Below are 21,968 nucleotides of genomic sequence, written 5' to 3' on the forward strand. Positions count from 1 at the left end.
GCTTTTTTGCGATCGGGCCGGCTGATATCAGCGACCGTGTCCGGTCTTCTGTGTTTTCTGCTTCTTTTGCTTCTTGTGCGTCACTGCCTTGTGCGGCGCCGCTTTCTTGCTGGCGGCACTTTTCCGGTTCACGGCCTTGCCACTGGCCTTGCTGCCAGTCTTGCCCGCGTGCGCGGTCTGCCTGTTGCGCTTGCTGCTGCCGGCCTTGTGGTTTGCCACGGCTTTCCTGTTTGCCGACGCCTTGCTGCCGCGCACCGCCTTCTTGTGCGAATCCGGCCGGGCGCTGGCGTGGACGGCCTGTTTCTTGCCCTTTTCGGCATGGATCTTGCTTTTGCTGGCGGGACGGGCGGCCTTGCGCTTGTCGACCGTGGCGTGCTTGCCGTGCCGGGCCGAGGCGGTTGTTGCCGTGGCGGTTTTCTTCTTGCCGGCGTGCCGGGCGGAAACCGGCTTTGCCTGGGCGTGCTTCGCACTGGCCTTGTGCCGCGATGTCCGGGCGGAAACGGCGCTGTCGCGGCGCTTCTTGTCTGCCCTGGCCGTGTGGCGCGAAGCCTTGGCCGGGCGCTCGGCACGGCTGCCGCGCGAGGTGTTGTCGGCGGCGCGAGCCGGCTTGGCGGCGGTCGCCGGGCGGGCCTTGCCGGCCTTGACCGGAGCCGGCATGTAGTCGCCGGGCAGGGGAACGTCTTCGGCGTGGGCCGAACAGAGGGTCAGCGCCGTCAGGCCGCCAATAAGGAACTGTATGAATTTACGCATTTTTTGTCAGGGCCGCAGGCGGTAAAGGGAATGTTTGAGAAATATTTATTCGAAATATTGAGCGATACAGTTAGTGGCAGTTATATTACCACGCATGGAACACCGCCCTGCGCGGGCGCCTGTTCCGCAACAACTACCCTCAAGGGAGAGAATGCATGAAACTATCGAGAAGAAACCTGGTGCTCGGGGCGCTGCTGTCGGCATTCGTGCTGACCGGCTGCGGCAAGAAGGAAGAAGCTGCCAATGTCCAGGCGCCGACTACGCCGGCTGCCGAGGTGAAGGAATATGTGGTTGGCACTGATGCCGCCTATGCTCCTTTTGAATTTGAAAATGACCAGAAGCAGGCCGAAGGTTTCGACATCGACGTGGTCACCGCCATTGCCGACAAGGCGGGCATCAAGGTCAAGTTCATCAATACGCCGTGGGAAGGCATTTTCGCCAGCCTGAATAACGGTGACCGTGATGCGCTGGTTTCCGCCATCACCATTACCGACGAGCGCAAGGCGTCGATGGACTTCTCCGAGCCGTACTTCGAGGCACGCCAGCTGATCGTGGTCGCCAAGGATGCCAAGGTTGCCAAGTTCGGTGACCTGAAGGGCATGAAGGTGGCCGTGCAGACCGGCACTACCGGCGATGAACTGGTGCAGAAGCTGCTCGGCAAGACCAGTGCCGACATCAAGCGCTTCGAAAGCACCCCGCTGGCGCTGAAGGAACTGGAAAGCGGTGGCGTGCAGGCCGTGGTCGCCGACAACGGCGTCGTCATCAACTATCTGAAGAACAACGCCGACAAGGGCCTGATCTCGGTCGAGGACAAGGACAGCTTCCACCCCGAGTATTACGGCGTCGCCGTGAAGAAGGGCAATGCCGAGCTGCTGGGCAAGATCAACGAAGGTCTGAAGGCGATCAAGGCCGACGGCACCTACGACAAGATCTACGCCAAGTGGTTTGGCGAAAACAAGTAAGCGGACCACGCTGAAGACATGCAATACCTGCGGCGCGCGTTTACCGCGCGCCGCCGTTTTTCCGGGAGAGGGGGAATGATGGACTTCCGGTTCGCAATGATTACCGAATACGCGCCGCTGTTTATCAGCGGCCTGAAGATGACGCTGGTCATCACGCTGATTTCCGTGGTGCTGGGTACGCTCATCGGTCTGTTCATGGGCATGGCGCGGCTGGCGGAAGCGCGCCACGGCATGAGCAAATACCTGCTGCGCTTTCTGGTCAAATGGCCTGCTACCGCCTATGTCACGTTCTTCCGCGGTACGCCGCTGTTCGTGCAGATCCTGCTGATTCACTTCGCACTGATGCCGACGCTGGTCCATCCGGTCGACGGACTGATCATCAGCGGTGACCTGGCCCGGGAAATCCGCCAGAACTACGGCGCGTTCTTCTCCGGCCTGCTGGCGCTGACGCTGAATGCCGGCGCCTACATCACCGAAATCTTCCGTGCCGGCATCCAGTCGATCGACCGCGGGCAGATGGAAGCGGCCCGTTCGCTCGGCATGAGCTACGGCAAGGCGATGAAGTTCGTTATCGTGCCGCAGGCGTTCCGGCGCATGCTGCCGCCGCTCGGCAACGAGGCGATCATGCTGCTGAAGGACAGTTCGCTGGTTTCGGCCATCGGTCTGGCCGAGCTGGCATTCGCCGCCCGTACCGTGGCCGGCGTCTACTCGCGCTACTGGGAACCGTACCTGACGATTTCCTTCCTGTACCTCGGCATGACCATGCTGATGGCGTGGGGCGTGTCGTCGCTGGAAAAGAAATACCGCATCGCCGCACGCTGAGGCCCGGAAACCGGTCCGCACGCGCAGACAAAAGAACAGCCCGGCTTGCCGGGCTGTTTCCGTTTTTGCATTCAATAATGTATGTGCTGCCGGCAGGCACCGCTCTCCGGCACGATATTCCCCGCAGCAGCAGGGGGGAATATTAGCCTTTGCCGCCATGGGACAGGCGCCGCGTGGTAGAATCAGGTCCATTTTTCCGGCCAAGCGATTGCCTCGAACACATGACCGATCAACTGTTTGCCAAAGAGACGATTCCCATCAGTCTCGAAGAAGAAATGCGGCGTTCCTACCTCGATTACGCAATGAGCGTGATCGTGGGCCGCGCACTGCCCGACGTGCGGGACGGCCTGAAGCCGGTGCATCGTCGCGTGCTCTTTGCCATGCACGAACTGTCCAACGACTGGAACCGTCCGTACAAGAAATCGGCCCGTGTCGTCGGCGATGTGATCGGTAAGTATCACCCGCACGGCGACAGCGCCGTTTACGACACCATCGTGCGGATGGCTCAGAATTTCTCGCTGCGCTATCCGCTTGTGGATGGTCAGGGCAACTTCGGTTCCATCGACGGCGACAACGCGGCCGCCATGCGTTACACCGAAATCCGCATGTCGCGCATCGCGCACGAAATGCTGGCCGATATCGAGAAGGAAACCGTCGACTTCGGCCCGAACTACGACGGCAGCGAACAGGAACCGCTGGTGCTGCCGGCCCGGGTGCCGAACCTGCTGATCAACGGCAGCTCCGGCATTGCCGTCGGCATGGCCACCAACATTCCGCCGCACAACCTCAACGAGGTTATCGACGGTCTGCTGGTGCTGCTCGGCAACCCGGAGATCACGCTCGACGAGCTGATCGACATCATCCCGGCGCCGGACTTCCCGACCGCCGGCATCATCTACGGTCTGGCCGGCGTGCGCGAAGGCTACCGCACCGGTCGTGGCCGCGTGGTGATTCGCGCCCGCACCCACGTCGAGGACATCGGCAAGGGCAGCGACCGCCAGGCGCTGATCATCGACGAGCTGCCGTACCAGGTGAACAAGGCCAACCTGCTGATCAAGATCGGCGAGCTGGTGCGCGAGAAGGCCATCGAAGGCATTTCCGACCTGCGCGACGAGTCGGACAAGTCCGGCATGCGCGTGGTGATCGAGCTCAAGCGCGGCGAAATGCCGGAGATCGTTCTCAACAATCTGTACAAGCAGACCCAGTTGCAGGACAGCTTCGGCATGAACATGGTCGCACTGGTCGATGGCCAGCCGCGCCTGCTGAACCTGAAGCAGATCCTCGACGAGTTCCTGCGCCACCGCCGCGAAGTGGTGACGCGACGCACGATCTTCGAACTGCGCAAGGCACGCGAGCGGGGCCATATCCTCGAAGGGCTGGCCGTTGCGCTGTCCAATGTCGACGAGATCATCGCCCTGATCAAGGCCGCGCCGACGCCGCCGGTGGCCAAGAGCGAGCTGATGGCGCGCGAATGGCACTCGGCGCTGGTCGAGGACATGCTGTCCCGCGTCGACGTCAGCCAGGCGCGCCCGGACGGACTGCTGCCCGAGTACGGGCTGCAGAAGCAGGGCTACCGCCTGTCCGAAGTCCAGGCCCAGGCCATTCTGGAACTGCGCCTGCAGCGCCTGACCGGGCTGGAACAGGACAAGATCGTCAGCGAATACCGCGACGTGATGGACACCATCATGGACCTGCTGGACATCCTGTCGCGTCCGGAACGGGTGAACCAGATCATTGCCGAGGAACTGGCCCAGATCAAGACCCAGTATGGCGACGCCCGCCGCTCGGAAATCGAGCAGTACGGCGGCGACATCAATATCGAAGACCTGATCACGCCGCAGGACATGGTGGTCACGCTGTCGCATGGCGGCTACATGAAGGCGCAGCCGGTCGCCGACTACCAGGCCCAGCGCCGTGGCGGTCGCGGCAAGCTGGCGGCAGGGACCAAGGAAGAAGATTTCATCGACAACCTGTTTGTCGCCAATACCCATGACTACCTGCTCTGTTTCTCGAGCTTTGGTCGCATGTACTGGATCAAGGTCTACGAACTGCCGCAGGGCAGCCGCAACAGCCGTGGCAAGCCGATCGTGAATCTGCTGCCGCTGGCCGATGGCGAGAAACTCAATGCCATCCTGCCGGTCAAGGCCTTCAGCGACAGCGAATACGTGTTCATGGCGACCAGCCGTGGCACGGTCAAGAAGACGCCGCTGTCCGACTTCTCCCGTCCGCGCACCGCCGGCATCATCGCCGTCGACCTGGACGAGGGTGACCACCTGATCGGTGTTGCCGTGACCAGCGGCAGCAGTCAGGTCATGCTGTTCTCCGACGCCGGCAAGGCCGTGCGCTTCGACGAGGGCGACGTGCGTGCAATGGGCCGTACCGCCCGTGGCGTGCGCGGCATGGACCTGGCCGACGGCCAGCAGGTGATCGGCATGCTGGTCAGCAACGACGAAACGCTGCAGGTGCTGACCGCCACCGCCAACGGCTACGGCAAGCGCACGCCGATCGGCGACTACCGCAAGTCGCGGCGCGGCACCCAGGGTGTCATCGCCATCGATACCGGCGAGCGCAATGGCAAGCTGGTCGCCGTGGCGCTGGTCGAGGAGCAGGACGAGCTGATGCTGATGACGACCGGCGGCGTGCTGATCCGCACCCGCGTGTCCGAAGTCCGCGAAACCGGCCGGACCGCCCAGGGTGTGCGCCTGATCAATCTCGACGAGGGTGAACACCTGATCAGCCTGGAAAAGGTGGCCGAGAGCGACGAGGACCTGCCGGTCGACGACGACGCCATCGACGGCGCTGAAGCCGTGGACGGCGAGCCGGCTGCAGGTGAAACCGGCGAAGGCGAGGGCGCCTGATGAGCCCGGCGCTGTTCGAGCAGATGCAGAATTGGTTCGTCAGCATGCCGCATTGCGCGACACTCGGCATGCGGCCGGCCGGCCTCGACGAGGGCCGGCCGACGCTGGCCATCGACTGGCGCGACGAACTGGTCGGCAACCCGGTGACCGGTGTGCTGCACGGCGGCGCCATCACCAGCCTGATCGACACCACCAGTGGTCTGGCGCTGTTTGCCCGGCTCGACCAGCCCGAGGCCATCGCCACGCTGGACCTGCGCATCGACTACCTGCGCCCGGCCACGCCGGGCCAGCCGGTGTTCTGCCGTGCCGAGTGCTACAAGCTTGGCCGGCAGATCGCCTTTACCCGCGCGCTGTGCCACCAGGGCGATCCGGCCGACCCGATTGCCCATGGCGTCGCGACCTTCATGCGCGACTCCAGTCCGGCGGTGCTTGGCGGGGGGACGACATCATGAAATCCTATATGCAACGCTTCCAGGCGCTGCGCGATGCCGGCGATTTCGCCGGCATTATCGACAGCATCCCGTATGCGCGCCTGCTGGGTGTCGAGTTTGCCGAGGAGAGCGACGGTCGCCTGCTGTTCACCCTGCCGTTCCGCCAGGCCAGCATCGGCAACCCGATCCTGCCGGCGCTGCACGGCGGCGTGATTGGCGGCTTCATGGAAAACGCCGCGCTGATCCAGCTGATGTGGGTCCGCGAATCCGGCGAACCGCCGAAGACCATCGATTTTTCACTCGATTACCTGCGTTCCGGCAAGCCGGACACGCTGCATGCCCGCTGCGAGTTCACCCGTCAGGGCAAGCGTATCGCCAACATGCAGATCACCGCCTGGCAGGACGATGAAAACAAGCCGGTCGCCGTGGCCCGCGCACACTTCCTGCTGAACTAGAATCAACCGGCGCGAAGGACACGCAAACGATGTCCGCACGCTCCCTGCACTGAGTCCCGCGCAGGTCATCGCGGGAGAGAAGAGGACCCATGAGCATCTACAACTTTTCCGCCGGCCCCGCCGTGCTGCCGCAGGACGTGCTGATCGAAGCCGCCCGCGAAATGACCGACTGGCATGGCTCCGGCATGTCGGTGATGGAAATGAGCCATCGCGGGCGCGAGTTCATGTCGATCGCCGCCGATGCCGAAGCCGATCTGCGCGAGCTGCTGGCCATCCCGTCGAACTACAAGGTGCTGTTCCTGCAGGGCGGGGGCCACAGCCAGTTTTCGATGGTGCCGCTGAACCTGCTCGGCGACCGGAAATCGATCGACTTCGTCGTTACCGGCCACTGGGGCAAGCTGGCGCTGAAGGAAGCCCACCGCTTTGCCGAAGTGAACGTTGCTGCCAGCGGCGAGGACAGCCAGTTCACCACCATCCCGCCGCAGTCCGGCTGGAAGCGTGACCCCGGCGCCGCCTATCTGCATTACGTCAGCAATGAAACCATCGGCGGCGTGCAGTTCCCGTATATCCCCGAATCCGACGTGCCGCTGGTTTGCGACATGTCCAGCGACTTCCTGTCCCGTCCGGTCGACGTCAGCCGCTTCGGCCTGATTTTCGCCGGTGCGCAGAAGAACGTCGGCCCGGCCGGCCTGACCCTGGTCATCATCCGCGAAGACCTGCTCGGCCATGTCCGTCCCGGCACGCCGACCATGTTCGACTACCGGGTTCACGCCGATGCCGACTCGATGTACAACACCCCGCCGACCTACGCCATCTACATGGCCGGGCTGGTGTTCAAGTGGCTGAAGGCGCAGGGCGGGCTGAAAGGCATTGCCGCGCGCAATGCCGAGAAGGCCGCGCTGCTGTACCAGGCCATCGACGCCAGCAACGGCTTCTACCGCTGCCCGGTCGACAAGCCATACCGCTCGCAGATGAACGTGCCGTTCCGCCTGCCGAGCGAGGCACTGGAAGCGCAGTTTGTCGAAAGCGCCGCCGCAGCCGGTCTGGTGCAGCTGAAGGGCCACCGTTCGGTCGGCGGCATGCGTGCGTCGATCTACAACGCCATGCCGCTGGAAGGCGTGCGGACGCTGGTGCGCTTCATGAACGATTTCGCCCGCAACAACGGCTGAGCGCAGCACATGCTGACCGAATCCCTGCTGCGGCAGCTGGACAGCCTGTACCACGAAGGCGTGGCGCACGACGCCGGCACCGGCGTGCGCCGCGAATGCCGGCTGAACATCACGCCGGACACCGGGCGCTTCCTGTACCAGCTGGTCCGCTTCGGCAATGCGCGCCGAATTCTCGAAGTCGGTACCTCGAACGGCTATTCGACGCTGTGGCTGGCCGCAGCGGCTGACGATATCGACGGCCGCGTGATCAGCCTCGACATCGAGGCCGACAAGCAGACCGCGGCCAGCGCCCAGCTGGCCGCCGCCGGGCTTGACCACTGCGTCACCCTGTTCCGCGTCGACGCTTCGGCGTGGATCGCCGCCGCACCGGACGACGCCTTTGACCTCCTGTTCCTCGACGCCGACCGCAGCCGCTATGCCGGTGACTGGCCGCACTTGCAGCGCCTGCTGCGCCGCGGCGGTCTGATTGTGGTCGACAACGCCATTTCCCACGCCGCCGAATGTGCCGGCTTTCTCGACCTGGTCGCCGCCACGCCCGGCTACGTGGTCGAAACGCTGGCGCTCGGCAAGGGTGAATGCCTGATATTGAAAGCCTGATGTGTCAGACGAATTGCTCAAGCAACACCGCCATGCGATCGACGATATCGACGCACAAGTCCTCGAACTGCTGAACCAGCGCGCCGGCCACGCCCGCGCCATCGGCGAGATCAAGGGGGGCGGCATCATCTACCGGCCCGAGCGCGAAGCCGAAGTGCTGCGCCGGGTCAAGGAACGCAATCCGGGCCCGCTGCCCGGCGAGTCGGTGGCACGCCTGTTCCGCGAGATCATGAGCGAATGCCTTGCGCTGGAAAAACCGCTGTCGATCGCCTTTCTCGGCCCGGAAGGCACCTTCACCCAGGCGGCGGCGGTCAAGCATTTCGGTCATGCTGCCCACACCATTGCCTGCGCATCGATCGACGAGGCGTTTCGCGCCGTCGAATCGCGGACCTGTGACTACGTGGTCGCGCCGGTCGAGAACTCGACCGAAGGCGCCGTCGGCCGCACGCTGGACCTGATGGTCAGCAGCCCGCTGAAAGTCTGCGGCGAGGTCATTCTGCGCATCCATCACCACCTGCTGCGCCAGCGCGCCGACGCCCCGCCGCCGCGCAAGGTGTATTCGCACGCCCAGTCGCTGGCGCAGTGCCATGAATGGCTGAACCGTCACCTGCCCGATGTCGAGCGCGTGTCGGTGGCCAGCAATGCCGAAGCCGCCCGGCTCGCGTCCGAGGACGACACCGTTGCCGCCATTGCCGGCGAGGCCGCCGCCGAACGCTTCCAGCTGGTCCGCATCGCCGGCAGCATCGAGGACGAGCCGAACAATACCACCCGCTTCCTGGTGCTCGGCCATCAGGAATGCGTGCCGACCGGGCATGACAAGACCAGCATCGTCTGCTCGGCACAGAACCGCCCGGGCGCAGTGCACAGCCTGCTGGCGCCGATTGCCCAGGCCGGTGTCAGCATGACCAAATTCGAGTCGCGGCCGTCGCGCACCGGTCTGTGGGAATACGTGTTCTTCATCGACATGGAAGGCCACCCGGACGACAGCCACGTCACCGCCGCCCTGAACGAGCTGAGACGCTGCGCGGCCTTCGTCAAGGTGCTTGGCGCCTATCCCACTGCGGTACTGTAACGATTCGACCGGGCGGGGCCGTCCCGCCACGACAACCTTGCTGGATGGATGATGAAAAGCATTTGCGTATTTTGTGGTTCGAACTTCGGCGACAAGCCGGACTATGAACTGGGCGCCATCGCGCTGGGCCAGTTGCTGGCCCGCCGCGGGATCACGCTGGTGTACGGCGGCGGCAAGGTTGGCCTGATGGGCACCGTCGCCGACGCCACCCTGGCTGCCGGCGGCAAGGTCATCGGCGTGATTCCCGAATTCCTGCGTCTGAAGGAACTCGACCACCCGGGGCTCAGCGAGCTGCATGTGGTCGCGTCGATGCACGAACGCAAGGCGATGATGGCCGAGCTGTCCGACGGTTTTATCGCCATGCCGGGCGGCTACGGCACCTATGAGGAACTGCTGGAAGTGCTGTCGTGGTCGCAGCTCGGCATGCATCACAAGCCGGTTGGTCTGCTCGATGTAGCCGGCTTCTACACCCCGTTCCTGACCATGATGCGGCATACCGTCGAACAGGGTTTCGCCCGCGAGCAGAACCTCGACCTGATGGTGTCCGCCGCGACGCCGGACGCGCTGCTGGAACGCATGGCCGGCTGGGCGCCGGTGGCGGTCAGCAAGTGGCTGGACAAGCGGGCGATCTGACTGCGTGCATTTTTGGGCACAATGGCATGAGTGGCGCCGGTCGCTGCCCGGCGGGTTGATACACTGAAGGGTACGGCAGTCAGCCTGATCGGCTCTGCCAGTTTCCGCCTTTCAAATTCAGGAGCTTGTATGTCGAATCCGCTTCCCGTTGCTGTGGTCCTGTCCGGCTGCGGCGTCAATGACGGCACCGAGATTACCGAGGCGGTCGCGCTGATCATCGCGCTGTCCGAAGCCGGTCTTCCGTATGCATTCCATGCACCGGATCGCGAACAGGCGGTGACCGACCACCTCAGCGGCGACACCGCCGCGGGCACGCGCAGCATCCTGGCCGAGTCGGCCCGCATTGCCCGGGGTGACATCGCGCCGCTGGATGCGCTGCAGATCGACAAGGTCTCCGCCCTGGCTTTCCCCGGCGGTTTCGGCGCGGCCAGAAACCTGACCACTTTCGCCACTGATGGCGAGCAGGCGCAGCTGTATCCCGATGTCGCCCGGGTGATGCGCGACGCGCTGGCGGCCGGTACACCGGTGCTGGCAATGTGCGCCGCGCCGCTGGTGCTCGGCCTGGCTGCCCGCGATGCCGGCCTGCGCGATGTCGACCTCACCGTCGGCGCCACGGCAGGCAATCCGCTGGCGGCGGCGCTGGCCGCCTGGGGGCAGCATCCTGTTGACCGGCCGGTCGATGGCGCCTGCGTCGACAGCGCGCGCCGCCTGATCAGCGTGCCGGCCTATATGTGCGCCGGAGCCAATCCGGCCAGCATTTACGCCGCAGCCCGCGCCGCGGTGTCTGCACTGACGGCACTGGCCCGCTAGCCACGCCCTCGCGGCCCCCGGCACGACGGCCTCCTGCTCCTGCACGAGGCCGCGTTTTCGCCCGGCCGTGCCACCCCGATTTTTCTTGTTGCATCTGGAGAAGCGCCATGAACAGACCCAGAGTCAGTGTGTTTCTGGGCGTCAGCCTTGATGGTTATATCGCTGGAGAATCCGACGACCTGTCATGGCTGTCCATCGTCCAGACCGATCCGCCGGAGGACACCGGCTACGAGGCGCTGATGCGCGAGGTCGATGTGCTGGTCCTGGGCCGGAACACGTATGAGAAAGTCCTGACCTTTGGCGACTGGCCGTACCACGGCAAGCGGGTCATCGTGCTGACCCACCATGCACTGTATCCACGCCATGGCGAAGAAGCCCATGGCGGCGATCTGTGCGCGCTGCTCGCCGAACTCGGAGCAGCGGGCCATGCCCATGTGTATCTGGATGGCGGCATGGCCGTGCGCGACGGGCTGGCCGCCGGTGTGGTCGATACGCTGACCCTCAGCTGGGTGCCGGTCATCCTCGGTCAGGGAACCGCCCTGTTCGGCGTCGGGATGCCGACAAGCAAATGGCGGCTGGTCTCGTCCCGCGCCTTTCCCAGCGGCCTGGTCCAGGCGCGCTATCAACCAGTCTGAAGCACGGTTTTTGCGCATTTTTCATGCCAAAAGGATTGACAAAAGACGGCAAAATGCCCGATATGAATTCCTTGCCGGTTAATATTGCGATGCAAGGCGGACACCGCTACGCCTGCATCCAGACACAATAACAACATCATTCAATACAACCCCTACAAGGAAAATCAGTCATGGCGTACGTAGCCGAAACCATTGCCGCATTGCAGCACAGCAGTCCGGCGCAACGGGAGTTCTATCAGGCTTGCGAGGAAGTGCTGCTGTCGCTGCAACCTCTGCTGGATACCGATCCGAAATACCGCCGCCACAATATCGTGTCGCGCATCGTCGAGCCGGAACGGCAGATCATGTTCCGCGTCGCCTGGGTCGACGACCGTGGCGAAGTGCAGGTCAACAAGGGCTACCGGATCGAGTTCAACTCGGCCATCGGCCCGTACAAGGGCGGCTTGCGCTTCCACCCGAGCGTGAATGCCGGCGTGATCAAGTTCCTCGGCTTCGAGCAGATCTTCAAGAACTCGCTGACCGGGCTGGCCATCGGCGGCGGCAAGGGCGGGGCCAACTTCGATCCGAAGGGCAAGTCCGACAATGAGATCATGCGCTTCTGCCAGGCGTTCATGAGCGAGCTGTACCGCCATATCGGCCCGACCATCGACGTGCCGGCCGGCGACATCGGCGTTGGCGCGCGCGAAATCGGCTACCTGTTCGGCCAGTACAAGCGCCTGACCGGCCGCTACGAAGGCGTGCTGACCGGCAAGGGACTGAACTGGGGCGGGTCGCTGGCGCGCAAGGAAGCCACCGGCTATGGCACGGTGTACTTCGCCGGTCAGATGCTGGCCGATGCCGGGCAGACGCTGGAAGGCAAAACCTGCGTCGTCTCCGGCGCCGGCAATGTGGCCATCTACACCATCGAGAAACTGCAGGCCTGTGGTGCCCGCCCGGTCACGGCCAGTGATTCGACCGGCTTTGTCCACGACCCGGCCGGTATCGATCTCGCCCTGCTGAAACAGGTCAAGGAAGTCGAACACGCATCGCTGGCCCGCTATGCCGAGCAGCGCGGCGGAGTGCGCTTCGTGCCGGTGAGCGACTATGCGTCGGGCCGCAATGCGGTCTGGTCGGTACCGTGTGACGCCGCTTTCCCGTGCGCGACGCAGAACGAACTGAACGGTGACGATGCGACGCAACTGCTGAACAACGGCTGCAAGCTGGTCGCCGAAGGCGCCAATATGCCGTCCACCCAGGAAGCCGTCAGCCGCTTCCTCGACGCCGGCATCCTGTACGGCCCGGGCAAGGCGGCCAATGCCGGCGGCGTGGCCACCAGCCAGCTGGAAATGAGCCAGAACGCGTCGATGCAGCAGTGGAGCTTCGAGCAGGTCGACGCCCGGCTGCACGAGATCATGACCGGCATCTACCGCCAGGCCAGCGAGACCGCCCGCGAGTTTGGCGAACCGCACAACCTGGTGCTCGGCGCCAACATCGCCGGCTTCCGCAAGGTGGCCGACGCGATGATCGAGCAGGGCGTGGTGTAAGGTTGCGGGTCAACCGGATTCGGGCGCAGGATCCGGGATGACAGACCACACGGCAGGGCCATACCCTGCCGTGTTTTTCGTGGAGCATGCATGCCGACCGACCGCACTACCACTTTCCGCTGCCACCTCGATCTGCCGGCCGGTTTTCGCCGCGGCGACCTGCTGGCCTTTCATCGTCGTGATCCGCAACAGCAGGCCGAACAGGTCGATGACACCTCGCTGCGCAAGGGATTGATGTGGGACGGGTTGCCGGCCTGTCTGACGCTGCAGATTGCCGCACACGCTGCGGAAGCGACGCTGGAGATCGACGGCGAGCCCGCCACGGACGGAACGGCCGCGCTGACGGCGATGGTGCGGCGCATGCTCGGTCTGACCCAGCCGGTCGAGCAGTTTGAACAGTGCTACCGCGACCACCCGCAGCTCGGTGCGCTGATCCGGCATCATCCGGGGTTGCGGGTTCCGCTCAGCGCCACGCCGTTCGAGGCGCTGGCCTGGGCGATCACCGGCCAGCAGATCAGTGTCGGGGCGGCGATCTCGGTCCGTCGCCGCTTTATCCAGACCGCCGGTATCGCGCACCGCAGCGGCCTGTTCTGCCACCCGGACCCGCACCGGGTCGCCGCCCTCGATGAAGACCGGCTGCGCCAGGCCGGGCTGTCGCGTGGCAAGGCGCAGACCCTGCTGGCGCTGAGCCAGTGCGTGATCGACGGACAGCTGCCGCTGGATGACTGGCTCGGAGCGCCACCGGTCGATGACATCCGTGCCCGGCTGCTGCAGGTGCGCGGCATCGGCCCGTGGACGGTCAGCTATGGGCTGCTGCGCGGATACGGCTGGCTGGATGGTTCGCTGCATGGTGATGTCGCCGTCCGGCGCAATCTGCAGCGGCTGCTCGGGCGCGACGACAAGCCGGACGCCGCCGAGACCGAACGCTGGCTGGCCGGCTTTTCGCCATGGCGGGCGCTGGTCGCCGCCCACTTGTGGGCCATGCAGGCGGCAGACGGCTATTGACGGCCGGTTGCGGGCAACGAGTCATGGACAGCGCAAATGAAATTGATAATAATTATCGTTTTATTAATTTACCTGAACGCAGTCCATGTCCCTGCCGCGACGATTCCGTCTGTCCCCCTTGCTGCTCGCCACCGTTTCCCCCTTGTTGCTGACCGCCGCCGCCCGTGCCCAGACCGGGGACGCCGACGCGCCATCCACCGCCACCCTGCCGACAGTCACCATCGACGCCAGTGCCGATGCTTCGGCTGGCGGGCTCAGCAAACCGTATGCCGGCGGGCAGGTCGCCCGGGGCGGTCGGGTCGGTTTTCTCGGCACCCGGGACGATCTCGAGACCCCGTTCAGCATGACCAGCTATACCAGCAAGCTGATCCAGGATCGCCAGGCGCGCAGTGTCGGCGACGTGCTGCTCAATGACCCGGGGGTGAGGGTCGCGCGCGGCTTCGGCAATTTCCAGGAGTCGTATTTCATTCGCGGCTTCGTTCTCGGTTCGGACGATGTCGCCTACAACGGCCTGTACGGACTGCTGCCGCGCCAGTATGTGTCGGCCGAGCTGTTCGAGCGGGTCGAAGTGCTGCGCGGCGCCAACGCCTTTCTGAACGGCGCCACGCCGGGCAACGGCGGCATCGGCGGCGCTATCAACCTGCTGCCGAAACGCGCGCCGGCCGATGACCTGAACCGGGTCACACTGGGCGCATCCAGTGGCGGGTTGGGCCATGGGGCGATCGACCTCTCGCGCCGCTTCGGTCCCGACGGCCGGGCCGGCGTGCGCCTGAACGCCGTGCGGCGCGAAGGCGGTACCGGTGTCGACAACGAGAACGTCGACCTGGGCATGGTGTCGGTCGGTCTTGACTGGCGGGATACCGATCTGCGCCTGTCGGCCGATATCGGTCACCAGGAATACGCGCTGACCGGTGGCCGGCCGAACGTCACGCTGGCGGCCAGCGCCACCCGGGTGCCGGATGCGCCGGACAGCCGCCGCAACTATGCCCAGCCATGGAGCTATTCGCGGGAGCGCGACACCTTTGGCACCGTGCGCGGCGAGTACGATCTCGCCCCGAAGCTGACCGCCTGGGCCGCGTTCGGCCTGCGCGAAACCCACGAGGCCAACTCGCTGGCCAATCTGACCGTGAGCAATGCCAATACGGGCGCGGCGACGACCTATCGTGCCGACAATCGTCGCGACGACTCGGTGAAGAGCGGGGAGGCCGGGCTGCGCGGTTCGCTGCAGACCGGCAGTATCGGACACGAACTGGTTGCGGCCGCCTCGATGTATTCGCTGCAGGCGAAAAATGCCTATGCGTGGAGCAATTTTGCCTCCCCGCTGGCCACCAGTCTGTACCACCCGGTGGTGCTCGACGAACCGGCGGCGACCTATCTGGTCGGCGGCCGGCTCGACTCGCCGCTGACCACGCGCCGCGACCGGCTGACCAGCATCGCCGTATCCGACACGCTGTCGATGTTCGACGACAGCGTGCGGCTGACGCTCGGCGCACGCAAGCAGAGCATCGATACCCGTACCTACAGCTACAACACCGGGGCGCAGCAGACCCACTATGACAAGAGCCGGGTGACGCCGGCCGCCGGGCTGGTGATCAGGCTGCGCCCGGCGCTGTCGCTGTATGCGAACTATATCGAGGCGCTGGTGCAGGGCGACACGGCCGGCAGCAATGCGGTCAATGCTGGCGAGACCTTTGCCCCCTATGTGTCGCGGCAGAAGGAAATCGGCGTCAAATACGACGCGGGCAGGATTGGCGGCACGCTGGCGCTGTTTGCCACCAGCAAGCCGTCCGGCTATCTGGACCCGGTGACCCGCTACTATGGCGTCGAGGGCAAGGACCGTCATCGCGGCATCGAACTGACGGTGCATGGCGAGGCGATGCCGGGCCTGCGCCTGCTCGGCGGCCTGACCGTGCTCGATGCGGAGCAGCAGCAGACGGCAGGCGGCAGCAATGACGGCAACAAGGTCATTGGCGTGCCCGGCATCCAGGGCAGTGTCGGCGCCGAGTGGGATGTGCCATGGCTGGCCGGGCTGGCGCTGGATGCGCGCCTGATCGCCACCGGCCACAGCTATGCCAATGCCGCCAACACGCTGCGGGCGCCGGGCTGGTCGCGGCTGGACATCGGCGCGCGCTACCTGACCGAGATCGGCGGCAAGCTGGTGACCTGGCGGGCCCGGATCGACAATGTGGCCAACCGCGATTACTGGAGCTCGGTCGGTGGCTATCCGGGTAATGGCTATCTGGTTCAGGGTGCGCCGCGCACCTTCAGCGCCACGGCCACGGTCGATTTCTGAGCGCAGGCAATGGACAGCAGCGGGCACTGACGACAGTGCCCGCTTTCTCATATCCATATTCCAAGACAGACTAAATGTTTCAATCCATATATTGTTATGGCTAAATGGATTAGCGCGCGAACGCCAGCGCCGGTACATTGCGAACTATCGTTTCGCGATTACAGAACAGGCGCAACATGCATCTCTCCGAGCACCGGCTCACGCATCTGAAGCAACTTGAAGCGGAAGCCATCCATATCATCCGGGAAGTGGCTGCGGAATTCGACAATCCGGTCATGCTGTATTCGATCGGCAAGGACTCGGCCGTGATGCTACATCTGGCGGCCAAGGCCTTCTATCCCGGCAAGCTGCCGTTCCCGTTGCTGCATGTCGACACAACGTGGAAATTCCACGACATGATCACCTTCCGCGACAAGATGGCGGAACGCTACGGCTTCAAGCTGCTGGTACACACCAATGCCGAAGGGCTGGCGCAGGGCGTCACGCCGTTTACGCATGGCAGCGCGCGCTATACCGACGTGATGAAAACCGATGCCCTGAAGCAGGCGCTGAGCCAGTACGGCTTCGACGCAGCCTTTGGTGGCGCCCGTCGCGACGAAGAAAAGTCGCGCGCCAAGGAGCGGGTGTATTCGTTCCGTGACAAGAACCACCGCTGGGACCCGAAGAACCAGCGGCCGGAACTGTGGAACCTCTACAACAGCCGCCACAATCCGGGCGAATCGATCCGCGTGTTCCCGCTGTCAAACTGGACCGAGCTCGACATCTGGCAATACATCTACCTGGAAAACATCGACATCGTTCCGCTGTACTACGCAGCAAAACGACCGGTGGTCGAGCGCGACGGCATGCTGATCATGGTCGACGACGACCGCCTGCCGCTGAATCCGGGTGAAACCCCCGAGTGGCGTTCGGTGCGCTTCCGTACCCTTGGCTGTTACCCGCTGACCGGTGCGGTCGAATCCACCGCCGCGACGCTGCCGGAGATCATCCAGGAAATGCTGCTGACGCGGACCAGCGAACGCCAGGGCCGGGCCATCGACCACGACCAGTCCGGCTCGATGGAAAAGAAAAAAATCGAAGGGTATTTCTGAATGGCGCACCAATCCGAACTCATCGCCCACGATATCGGCGGCTACCTGAAGCAGCACGAGAACAAGGACCTGTTGCGCTTCATTACCTGCGGCAACGTCGATGACGGCAAATCCACGCTGATCGGTCGGCTGCTGCACGATTCCAAACTGATTTTCGAGGACCATCTGGCGGCCATTGCCCGCGACTCGAAAAAGTACAACACCACCGACGGTGAAATCGACCTGGCGCTGCTGGTCGACGGGCTGCAGGCCGAGCGCGAGCAGGGCATCACCATCGATGTCGCCTACCGCTACTTCAGCACCGACAAGCGCAAGTTCATCATCGCCGACTGCCCGGGACACGAGCAGTACACCCGCAATATGGCCACTGGCGCCTCGACCAGCGATCTGGCCATTATCCTTATCGATGCCCGCTACGGCGTGCAGACCCAGACCCGCCGGCACAGCTTTATCGTCAGCCTGCTTGGCTTGCGCCATGTGATCGTCGCGGTGAACAAGATGGACCTGCTCGATTTCGACCAGCAGGTGTTCAACGACATTCGCGATGACTACCTCGCCTTTGCCGGCCAGCTCGACATTCCCGACATCCGCTTCGTGCCGATCTCGGCGCTGCGTGGCGACAATGTCGTCACCGCCAGCGAACACACGCCGTGGTACGACGGTCCGACCCTGATGTCGCTGCTCGACAGCGTCGATGTCGGCGACCGTGCCGCGCAGAGCGCCTTCCGGCTGCCGGTGCAGTACGTGAACCGGCCGAACCTGGATTTCCGTGGCTTCTGCGGCACGATCGCCTCGGGTGAAATCCGCCCCGGCGACGCGATCACCGCGCTGCCGTCCGGACACCGGAGCCGGGTCGCACGCATCGTGACCGCGGACGGTGATCTCGATGTTGCCTTCGCCGGTCAGGCGATCACGCTGACGCTGGCGGACGAGATCGACATCTCGCGCGGCGACATGATCGTTCACGACGGTGAAGCGCTGCCGCAGGTTGCGGCCGCCTTCGACGCGTCGCTGGTCTGGATGGATGCCACGCCGCTGAGCCCGGGCAAGGGTTATGTGTTCAAACTGGGCGGCAAGCAGGTGGCTGGCCGGGTGGCGGCGATCCACAAGCGGATCGATGTCAACACCATGCAGCCGCATCCGGCCGATCTGCTGCAGCTGAACGAGATCGCCCGCGTGCGCATCGAGCTGGACGCACCGGTTGCGTTCGACCTGTATGCAGAGTGCCGCGCCACTGGCAGCCTGATCGTCATCGACCGCCTCAGCAATACCACGGTCGCAGCCGGCATGATCCGTGCTGCGGTGAGGGCAGGCGGGGACGGTCAGCCGCGCACGCCGGAGCAGGAGCTCGCACACTACCGGGCTTTCGAGCAGGAGCTCAATGCGCTGGTCCGGCGTTACTTCCCGCACTGGGAGGCAAAGGACATCGCCAGCCTGCTGTCCGGGAAGTAATCCCCCGACTCCCCCCACGCACAAGCCGGCCGTCTGGCCGGTTTGTGCGTGGGGCAGACTGCGCGCGGCCTTGCCTGCTGCTGCTTTCCGTCAAATTAGCTGACCGGTCCGGCCACTTTGGTCCTACACTTTGACGCTAATATTTCATTGATTCGCCGACACCATGGCTCATCTGTTCACTCCGTTTTCGCTGCGTGACGTCACGTTTGCCAACCGCATCGGCGTCTCGCCGATGTGTCAGTACTCAGCCTGTGACGGGCTGGCCAACGACTGGCACCTGGTTCATCTGGGTGGACTGGCACGGGGCGGGGCCGGGCTGGTGATGAGCGAGGCGGTCGCGGTGTCACCCGGCGGACGCATCAGCCCGCAGGATCTCGGCCTGTGGAACGCCGGGCAGATTGCGCCCCTGGCGCGCATTGTCGACTTTATCGCCGGGCAGGGCAGCGTGGCCGGTATCCAGCTGGCCCACGCCGGCCGCAAGGCCAGCACCCACCGGCCCTGGGATGCGCGGCGCGGCACGATCGGCATCGAAGACGGAGGCTGGCCCACGGTGGCGCCGGCCGCTGTCGCCTTCAGCGACCATGCCACCCCGAAGGCCCTGAGCACCGGTGAGATCGGGGCCATCGTCGCCGACTTCGCCGCGGCGGCCATCCGCGCCCGCCAGGCCGGCTTCCGGGTGGTCGAAATCCATGCCGCCCATGGTTATCTGCTGCACCAGTTCCTGTCCCCGCTGAGCAATCGCCGCAGCGACGACTACGGTGGTGGCTTCGGCAATCGCACCCGGCTGACGCGGGAGGTGGTCCGTGCGGTGCGCGATGTCTGGCCGGCCTCGCTGCCGCTGTTCGTCCGCCTGTCAGCCACCGACTGGGCCGAAGGCGGCTGGACACCGGATGAATCGGTCGAACTGTCCCGGCTGCTGAAAGCCGATGGCGCCGACCTGATCGACATGTCGTCCGGCGGACTGGTGCCCCATGCCGCCATCCCGGTCGGCCCGGGCTACCAGACCGCGTTTGCCGCCGATGCCCGCCATCGCGCCGGCGTACCGGTGGCGACGGTCGGCATGATTACCTCGCCGGCACAGGCTGACCATATCGTGCGCAGCGGACAGGCCGACATGGTATGGCTGGCACGCGAACTGCTGCGCCAGCCGCACTGGCCGCTGCATGCTGCCGAGGTGCTGGGGCAGGAAGTCCCGTGGCCACCGCAATATGTGCGTGCCGCCGCAGCCGGCACCCCGATCCGCGACTGACCCCGGGCCCGCTTCCCATGACTTTCGACGACTCGACGCCATTGCGCCGGCTGCCCGACTTTGTCTCTTTCTGGCTGGCCAGACTGCTGACCACCAGCGCTTTTCAGGTGCTGTCGGTCGCGATCGGCTGGCAAGTGTATTCGCTGACCCACAATGTCTTCGATCTCGGCCTGGTCGGACTGATCCAGTTCCTGCCACGTATCGCGCTGGTGCTGGTGATCGGCCATGTCGCCGACCGCTACGACCGCCGCCGCGTGGTCGGTATCGCCCAGCTGCTGCAGGCACTGAGCGCGCTGTCGCTGGCCCATGGCGTCTTCAGCGGCGGGCTGACCCGGGAGTGGGTGTTCCTGGCCGCATTCATCATGGGGGCGGCGCGGGCGTTCGAGCAACCGACCTCGCAGGCGCTGCTGCCGATGCTGCTGCCGACGGCCGTGCTGCCACGGGCCATCGCTGCCAACGCGTCGGCCAACGAACTGGCCACCATCGTCGCCCCGGCGCTCGGCGGCTTCCTGTATGCGATCGGCCCCGGCGAAGTCTATCTGCTCGGCGGCGGCTGCTATCTGCTGGCCTGCGTGCTGAACCAGCTGCTGTGTCCGCGACCGGCCACCGCCGCGCCGGCCCAGGCCGCCAGCCTCGACACTTTTCTGGCCGGCATCCGCTTTATCCGCAGTCGGCCGGACATCCTCGGCGCCATTTCGCTGGACATGTTCGCCGTGCTGCTGGGCGGTGCCACCGCACTGCTGCCGGTGTTCGCCCGCGACATCCTGCATGCCGGCCCGATGGGGCTCGGCCTGCTGCGTTCGGCACCGGGCATCGGCGCACTGCTGATGTCATTGTGGCTGGCACGCCACCCGCCACGGCACCGGGTCGGCAGGGTCATGTTCATGGCTGTCGCGGTATTCGGCCTGTCCACCATCGTGTTCGGCCTGTCGTCGAGTTTCCCGCTGTCGCTGGCGGCACTGGTAGTCCTTGGCGCTTCCGACATGATCAGCGTGGTCATCCGCAGCGCGTTTATCCAGCTGGAAACACCGGACGAGATGCGCGGCCGGGTCAGCGCGGTCAACATGCTGTTTATCGGCGCGTCGAATCAACTGGGGGAATTCGAGTCCGGCGCGACGGCGGCACTGGTCGGCACCGTGCCGTCGGTGGTGATCGGCGGCGCCGGCACGCTGCTGGTGGTGGTGCTGTGGATGCGGCTGTTCCCGTCGCTGGCGAAACGCGAGCAGTTGGTGACGCAAGCACATTGAGTGCTCAGCATGCCGCTTAGCAAAAAATTTCTTTTGCATCCCGTCGGCGGACAATATCGTCGCTTGCCGTAATGGAATTTGGCTTGCGCTGGGTATGGTGACTGCCAGTTGATTCCAGAAATCCGCGAATTTGCCCAAATCCGCGATATCCGGCTGTCGTTACTCTCCTGTAACCCCGTGCCTGCATTTCATAAAATAAAGATTCTGCAGCAGAAGGGCGTGTGCGCATAAACGGACTTTTCCCTTCAATAAAAACAGGCTCAAGAAGTTCGTCGCCGGACTGGCACGGCAGTAATGTGATTTGCAATGCCTGGTCAGGCAGACCGGAAAAATCAAGGCGTTCGGCCAATTCATGCATGGATAAAGTCACCGACTTCAATCCCCCACTGCTGATTTCTGCTGACCCGGCACTGCCGTGGCCAATGATTTTTAACTTGTCTCCAATTGAAATTTCACTGAATATCTCGTCATCCTGCTGATTCATCAAGGTCATGCTGTTTATGGCAAGATAGTTCCCTATGCTCATTATGGTGGATTTGATTTCTGTTTCCTTTACGCCGGCATTCAAAAGTGATTTTCTTGACAAATCTGACGTATTGTATTTTTCAAATAAACTTTTCCCCATTGCTGCGGCGAAATCAGAGCGCCTCTTCTTTAGTTCTTCATAAAAATCCAGCTGTTCATTCCTTGAAGAAAATACAACAATGTCAGGTTTTTTGTTTACGGCATACTTCTGTGTATACAGTGCAATAGCGATGTCTACGGTATCGCGACTGAGAAAAGGAACGTATATATATCCGGAGCCCCTCAACCCACTCCGGTCACGCAACGTCAGCGGATTATTGCTGACCATGCGGAACAGATTCAGGCTATCAATGGTGCCCCCCGGATCGGGATTGATCCAGCGCCCGAGC

20 protein-coding genes are annotated in these 21,968 nt (G+C 64.0%); 18 read left to right on the top strand and 2 right to left on the bottom strand.

What is annotated here, in order from left to right; genetic code table 11:
• Positions 1-27 precede the first annotated feature (27 nt).
• Positions 28-750, bottom strand: a complete 723-nt coding sequence (locus Q352_RS0115620) for a hypothetical protein (RefSeq protein WP_028500144.1) — start codon at positions 748-750, stop codon at positions 28-30.
• Between the two features lie 155 nt (positions 751-905).
• On the opposite strand from Q352_RS0115620, the gene Q352_RS0115625 reads away from it, so the two are divergent.
• The 18 genes from Q352_RS0115625 (at position 906) to Q352_RS0115710 (ending at position 21,054) form a co-directional block, all read left to right on the top strand.
• Positions 906-1,712, top strand: a complete 807-nt coding sequence (locus Q352_RS0115625) for a basic amino acid ABC transporter substrate-binding protein (protein WP_028500145.1) — start codon at positions 906-908, stop codon at positions 1,710-1,712.
• 78 nt (positions 1,713-1,790) lie between these two features.
• Positions 1,791-2,534, top strand: coding sequence for an amino acid ABC transporter permease (locus Q352_RS0115630; protein ID WP_028500146.1), 744 nt, complete (start codon positions 1,791-1,793; stop codon positions 2,532-2,534).
• 221 nt (positions 2,535-2,755) lie between these two features.
• Positions 2,756-5,392, top strand: a complete 2,637-nt coding sequence (gene gyrA, locus Q352_RS0115635) for a DNA gyrase subunit A (protein ID WP_028500147.1) — start codon at positions 2,756-2,758, stop codon at positions 5,390-5,392.
• Positions 5,392-5,844 (top strand): PaaI family thioesterase, encoded by a 453-nt coding sequence (locus Q352_RS0115640; RefSeq protein ID WP_028500148.1) that lies wholly within the window; start codon positions 5,392-5,394, stop codon positions 5,842-5,844. The genes gyrA and Q352_RS0115640 overlap by 1 nt, the downstream gene beginning before the upstream one ends.
• Entirely contained in the window at positions 5,841-6,278 is a 438-nt protein-coding gene (locus Q352_RS0115645) for a PaaI family thioesterase (protein WP_028500149.1), read from the top strand. Before Q352_RS0115640 ends, Q352_RS0115645 begins: the two co-directional genes overlap by 4 nt.
• Before the next feature lie 89 nt (positions 6,279-6,367).
• Positions 6,368-7,447, top strand: coding sequence for a 3-phosphoserine/phosphohydroxythreonine transaminase (gene serC / locus Q352_RS0115650; RefSeq protein ID WP_028500150.1), 1,080 nt, complete (start codon positions 6,368-6,370; stop codon positions 7,445-7,447).
• Between the two features lie 9 nt (positions 7,448-7,456).
• Positions 7,457-8,044: an O-methyltransferase gene (locus Q352_RS0115655; RefSeq protein WP_036386655.1), complete on the top strand. Its 588-nt coding sequence runs from the start codon at positions 7,457-7,459 to the stop codon at positions 8,042-8,044.
• Position 8,045: 1 nt separating this feature from the next.
• Positions 8,046-9,116 (top strand): prephenate dehydratase, encoded by a 1,071-nt coding sequence (gene pheA, locus Q352_RS0115660; protein ID WP_028500152.1) that lies wholly within the window; start codon positions 8,046-8,048, stop codon positions 9,114-9,116.
• Positions 9,117-9,164: 48 nt separating this feature from the next.
• On the top strand, positions 9,165-9,749 hold the full coding sequence (locus Q352_RS0115665; RefSeq protein ID WP_441338903.1) for an LOG family protein: 585 nt from the start codon (positions 9,165-9,167) through the stop codon (positions 9,747-9,749).
• 129 nt (positions 9,750-9,878) lie between these two features.
• On the top strand, positions 9,879-10,559 hold the full coding sequence (elbB, locus tag Q352_RS0115670; protein WP_028500154.1) for an isoprenoid biosynthesis glyoxalase ElbB: 681 nt from the start codon (positions 9,879-9,881) through the stop codon (positions 10,557-10,559).
• A gap of 107 nt (positions 10,560-10,666) precedes the next feature.
• Positions 10,667-11,194 carry a dihydrofolate reductase family protein gene (locus Q352_RS0115675; RefSeq protein WP_028500155.1) on the top strand — a complete coding sequence of 176 codons (528 nt, stop codon included), beginning with the start codon at positions 10,667-10,669 and terminating at the stop codon, positions 11,192-11,194.
• A 170-nt stretch (positions 11,195-11,364) separates the two neighbouring features.
• Positions 11,365-12,717: an NADP-specific glutamate dehydrogenase gene (gene gdhA, locus Q352_RS0115680; RefSeq protein WP_028500156.1), complete on the top strand. Its 1,353-nt coding sequence runs from the start codon at positions 11,365-11,367 to the stop codon at positions 12,715-12,717.
• Between the two features lie 90 nt (positions 12,718-12,807).
• Complete coding sequence (locus tag Q352_RS0115685) at positions 12,808-13,722, top strand: DNA-3-methyladenine glycosylase family protein (protein ID WP_028500157.1); 915 nt, start codon at positions 12,808-12,810, stop codon at positions 13,720-13,722.
• Positions 13,723-13,807: 85 nt separating this feature from the next.
• Complete coding sequence (locus Q352_RS0115690) at positions 13,808-16,015, top strand: TonB-dependent receptor (RefSeq protein WP_028500158.1); 2,208 nt, start codon at positions 13,808-13,810, stop codon at positions 16,013-16,015.
• Positions 16,016-16,161: 146 nt separating this feature from the next.
• Positions 16,162-17,106, top strand: coding sequence for a sulfate adenylyltransferase subunit CysD (cysD, locus tag Q352_RS0115695; protein WP_255420251.1), 945 nt, complete (start codon positions 16,162-16,164; stop codon positions 17,104-17,106).
• Positions 17,107-18,558 (top strand): sulfate adenylyltransferase subunit CysN, encoded by a 1,452-nt coding sequence (cysN, locus tag Q352_RS0115700; RefSeq protein ID WP_028500160.1) that lies wholly within the window; start codon positions 17,107-17,109, stop codon positions 18,556-18,558. It abuts the gene before it with no gap.
• A 163-nt stretch (positions 18,559-18,721) separates the two neighbouring features.
• Entirely contained in the window at positions 18,722-19,807 is a 1,086-nt protein-coding gene (locus Q352_RS0115705; protein WP_028500161.1) for an NADH:flavin oxidoreductase/NADH oxidase, read from the top strand.
• Positions 19,808-19,824: 17 nt separating this feature from the next.
• The gene (locus Q352_RS0115710) at positions 19,825-21,054 is read left to right on the top strand and encodes an MFS transporter (RefSeq protein ID WP_028500162.1); all 1,230 of its coding nucleotides are present in this window, start codon (positions 19,825-19,827) and stop codon (positions 21,052-21,054) included.
• 16 nt (positions 21,055-21,070) lie between these two features.
• Here the strand turns inward: Q352_RS0115710 and Q352_RS23780 are convergent.
• On the bottom strand, positions 21,071-21,968 hold an 898-nt coding region (locus Q352_RS23780), incomplete at its 5' end, for an RHS repeat-associated core domain-containing protein (RefSeq protein WP_169735660.1).

It is taken from the genome of Microvirgula aerodenitrificans DSM 15089, assembly GCF_000620105.1.
Taxonomy (GTDB): domain Bacteria; phylum Pseudomonadota; class Gammaproteobacteria; order Burkholderiales; family Aquaspirillaceae; genus Microvirgula; species Microvirgula aerodenitrificans.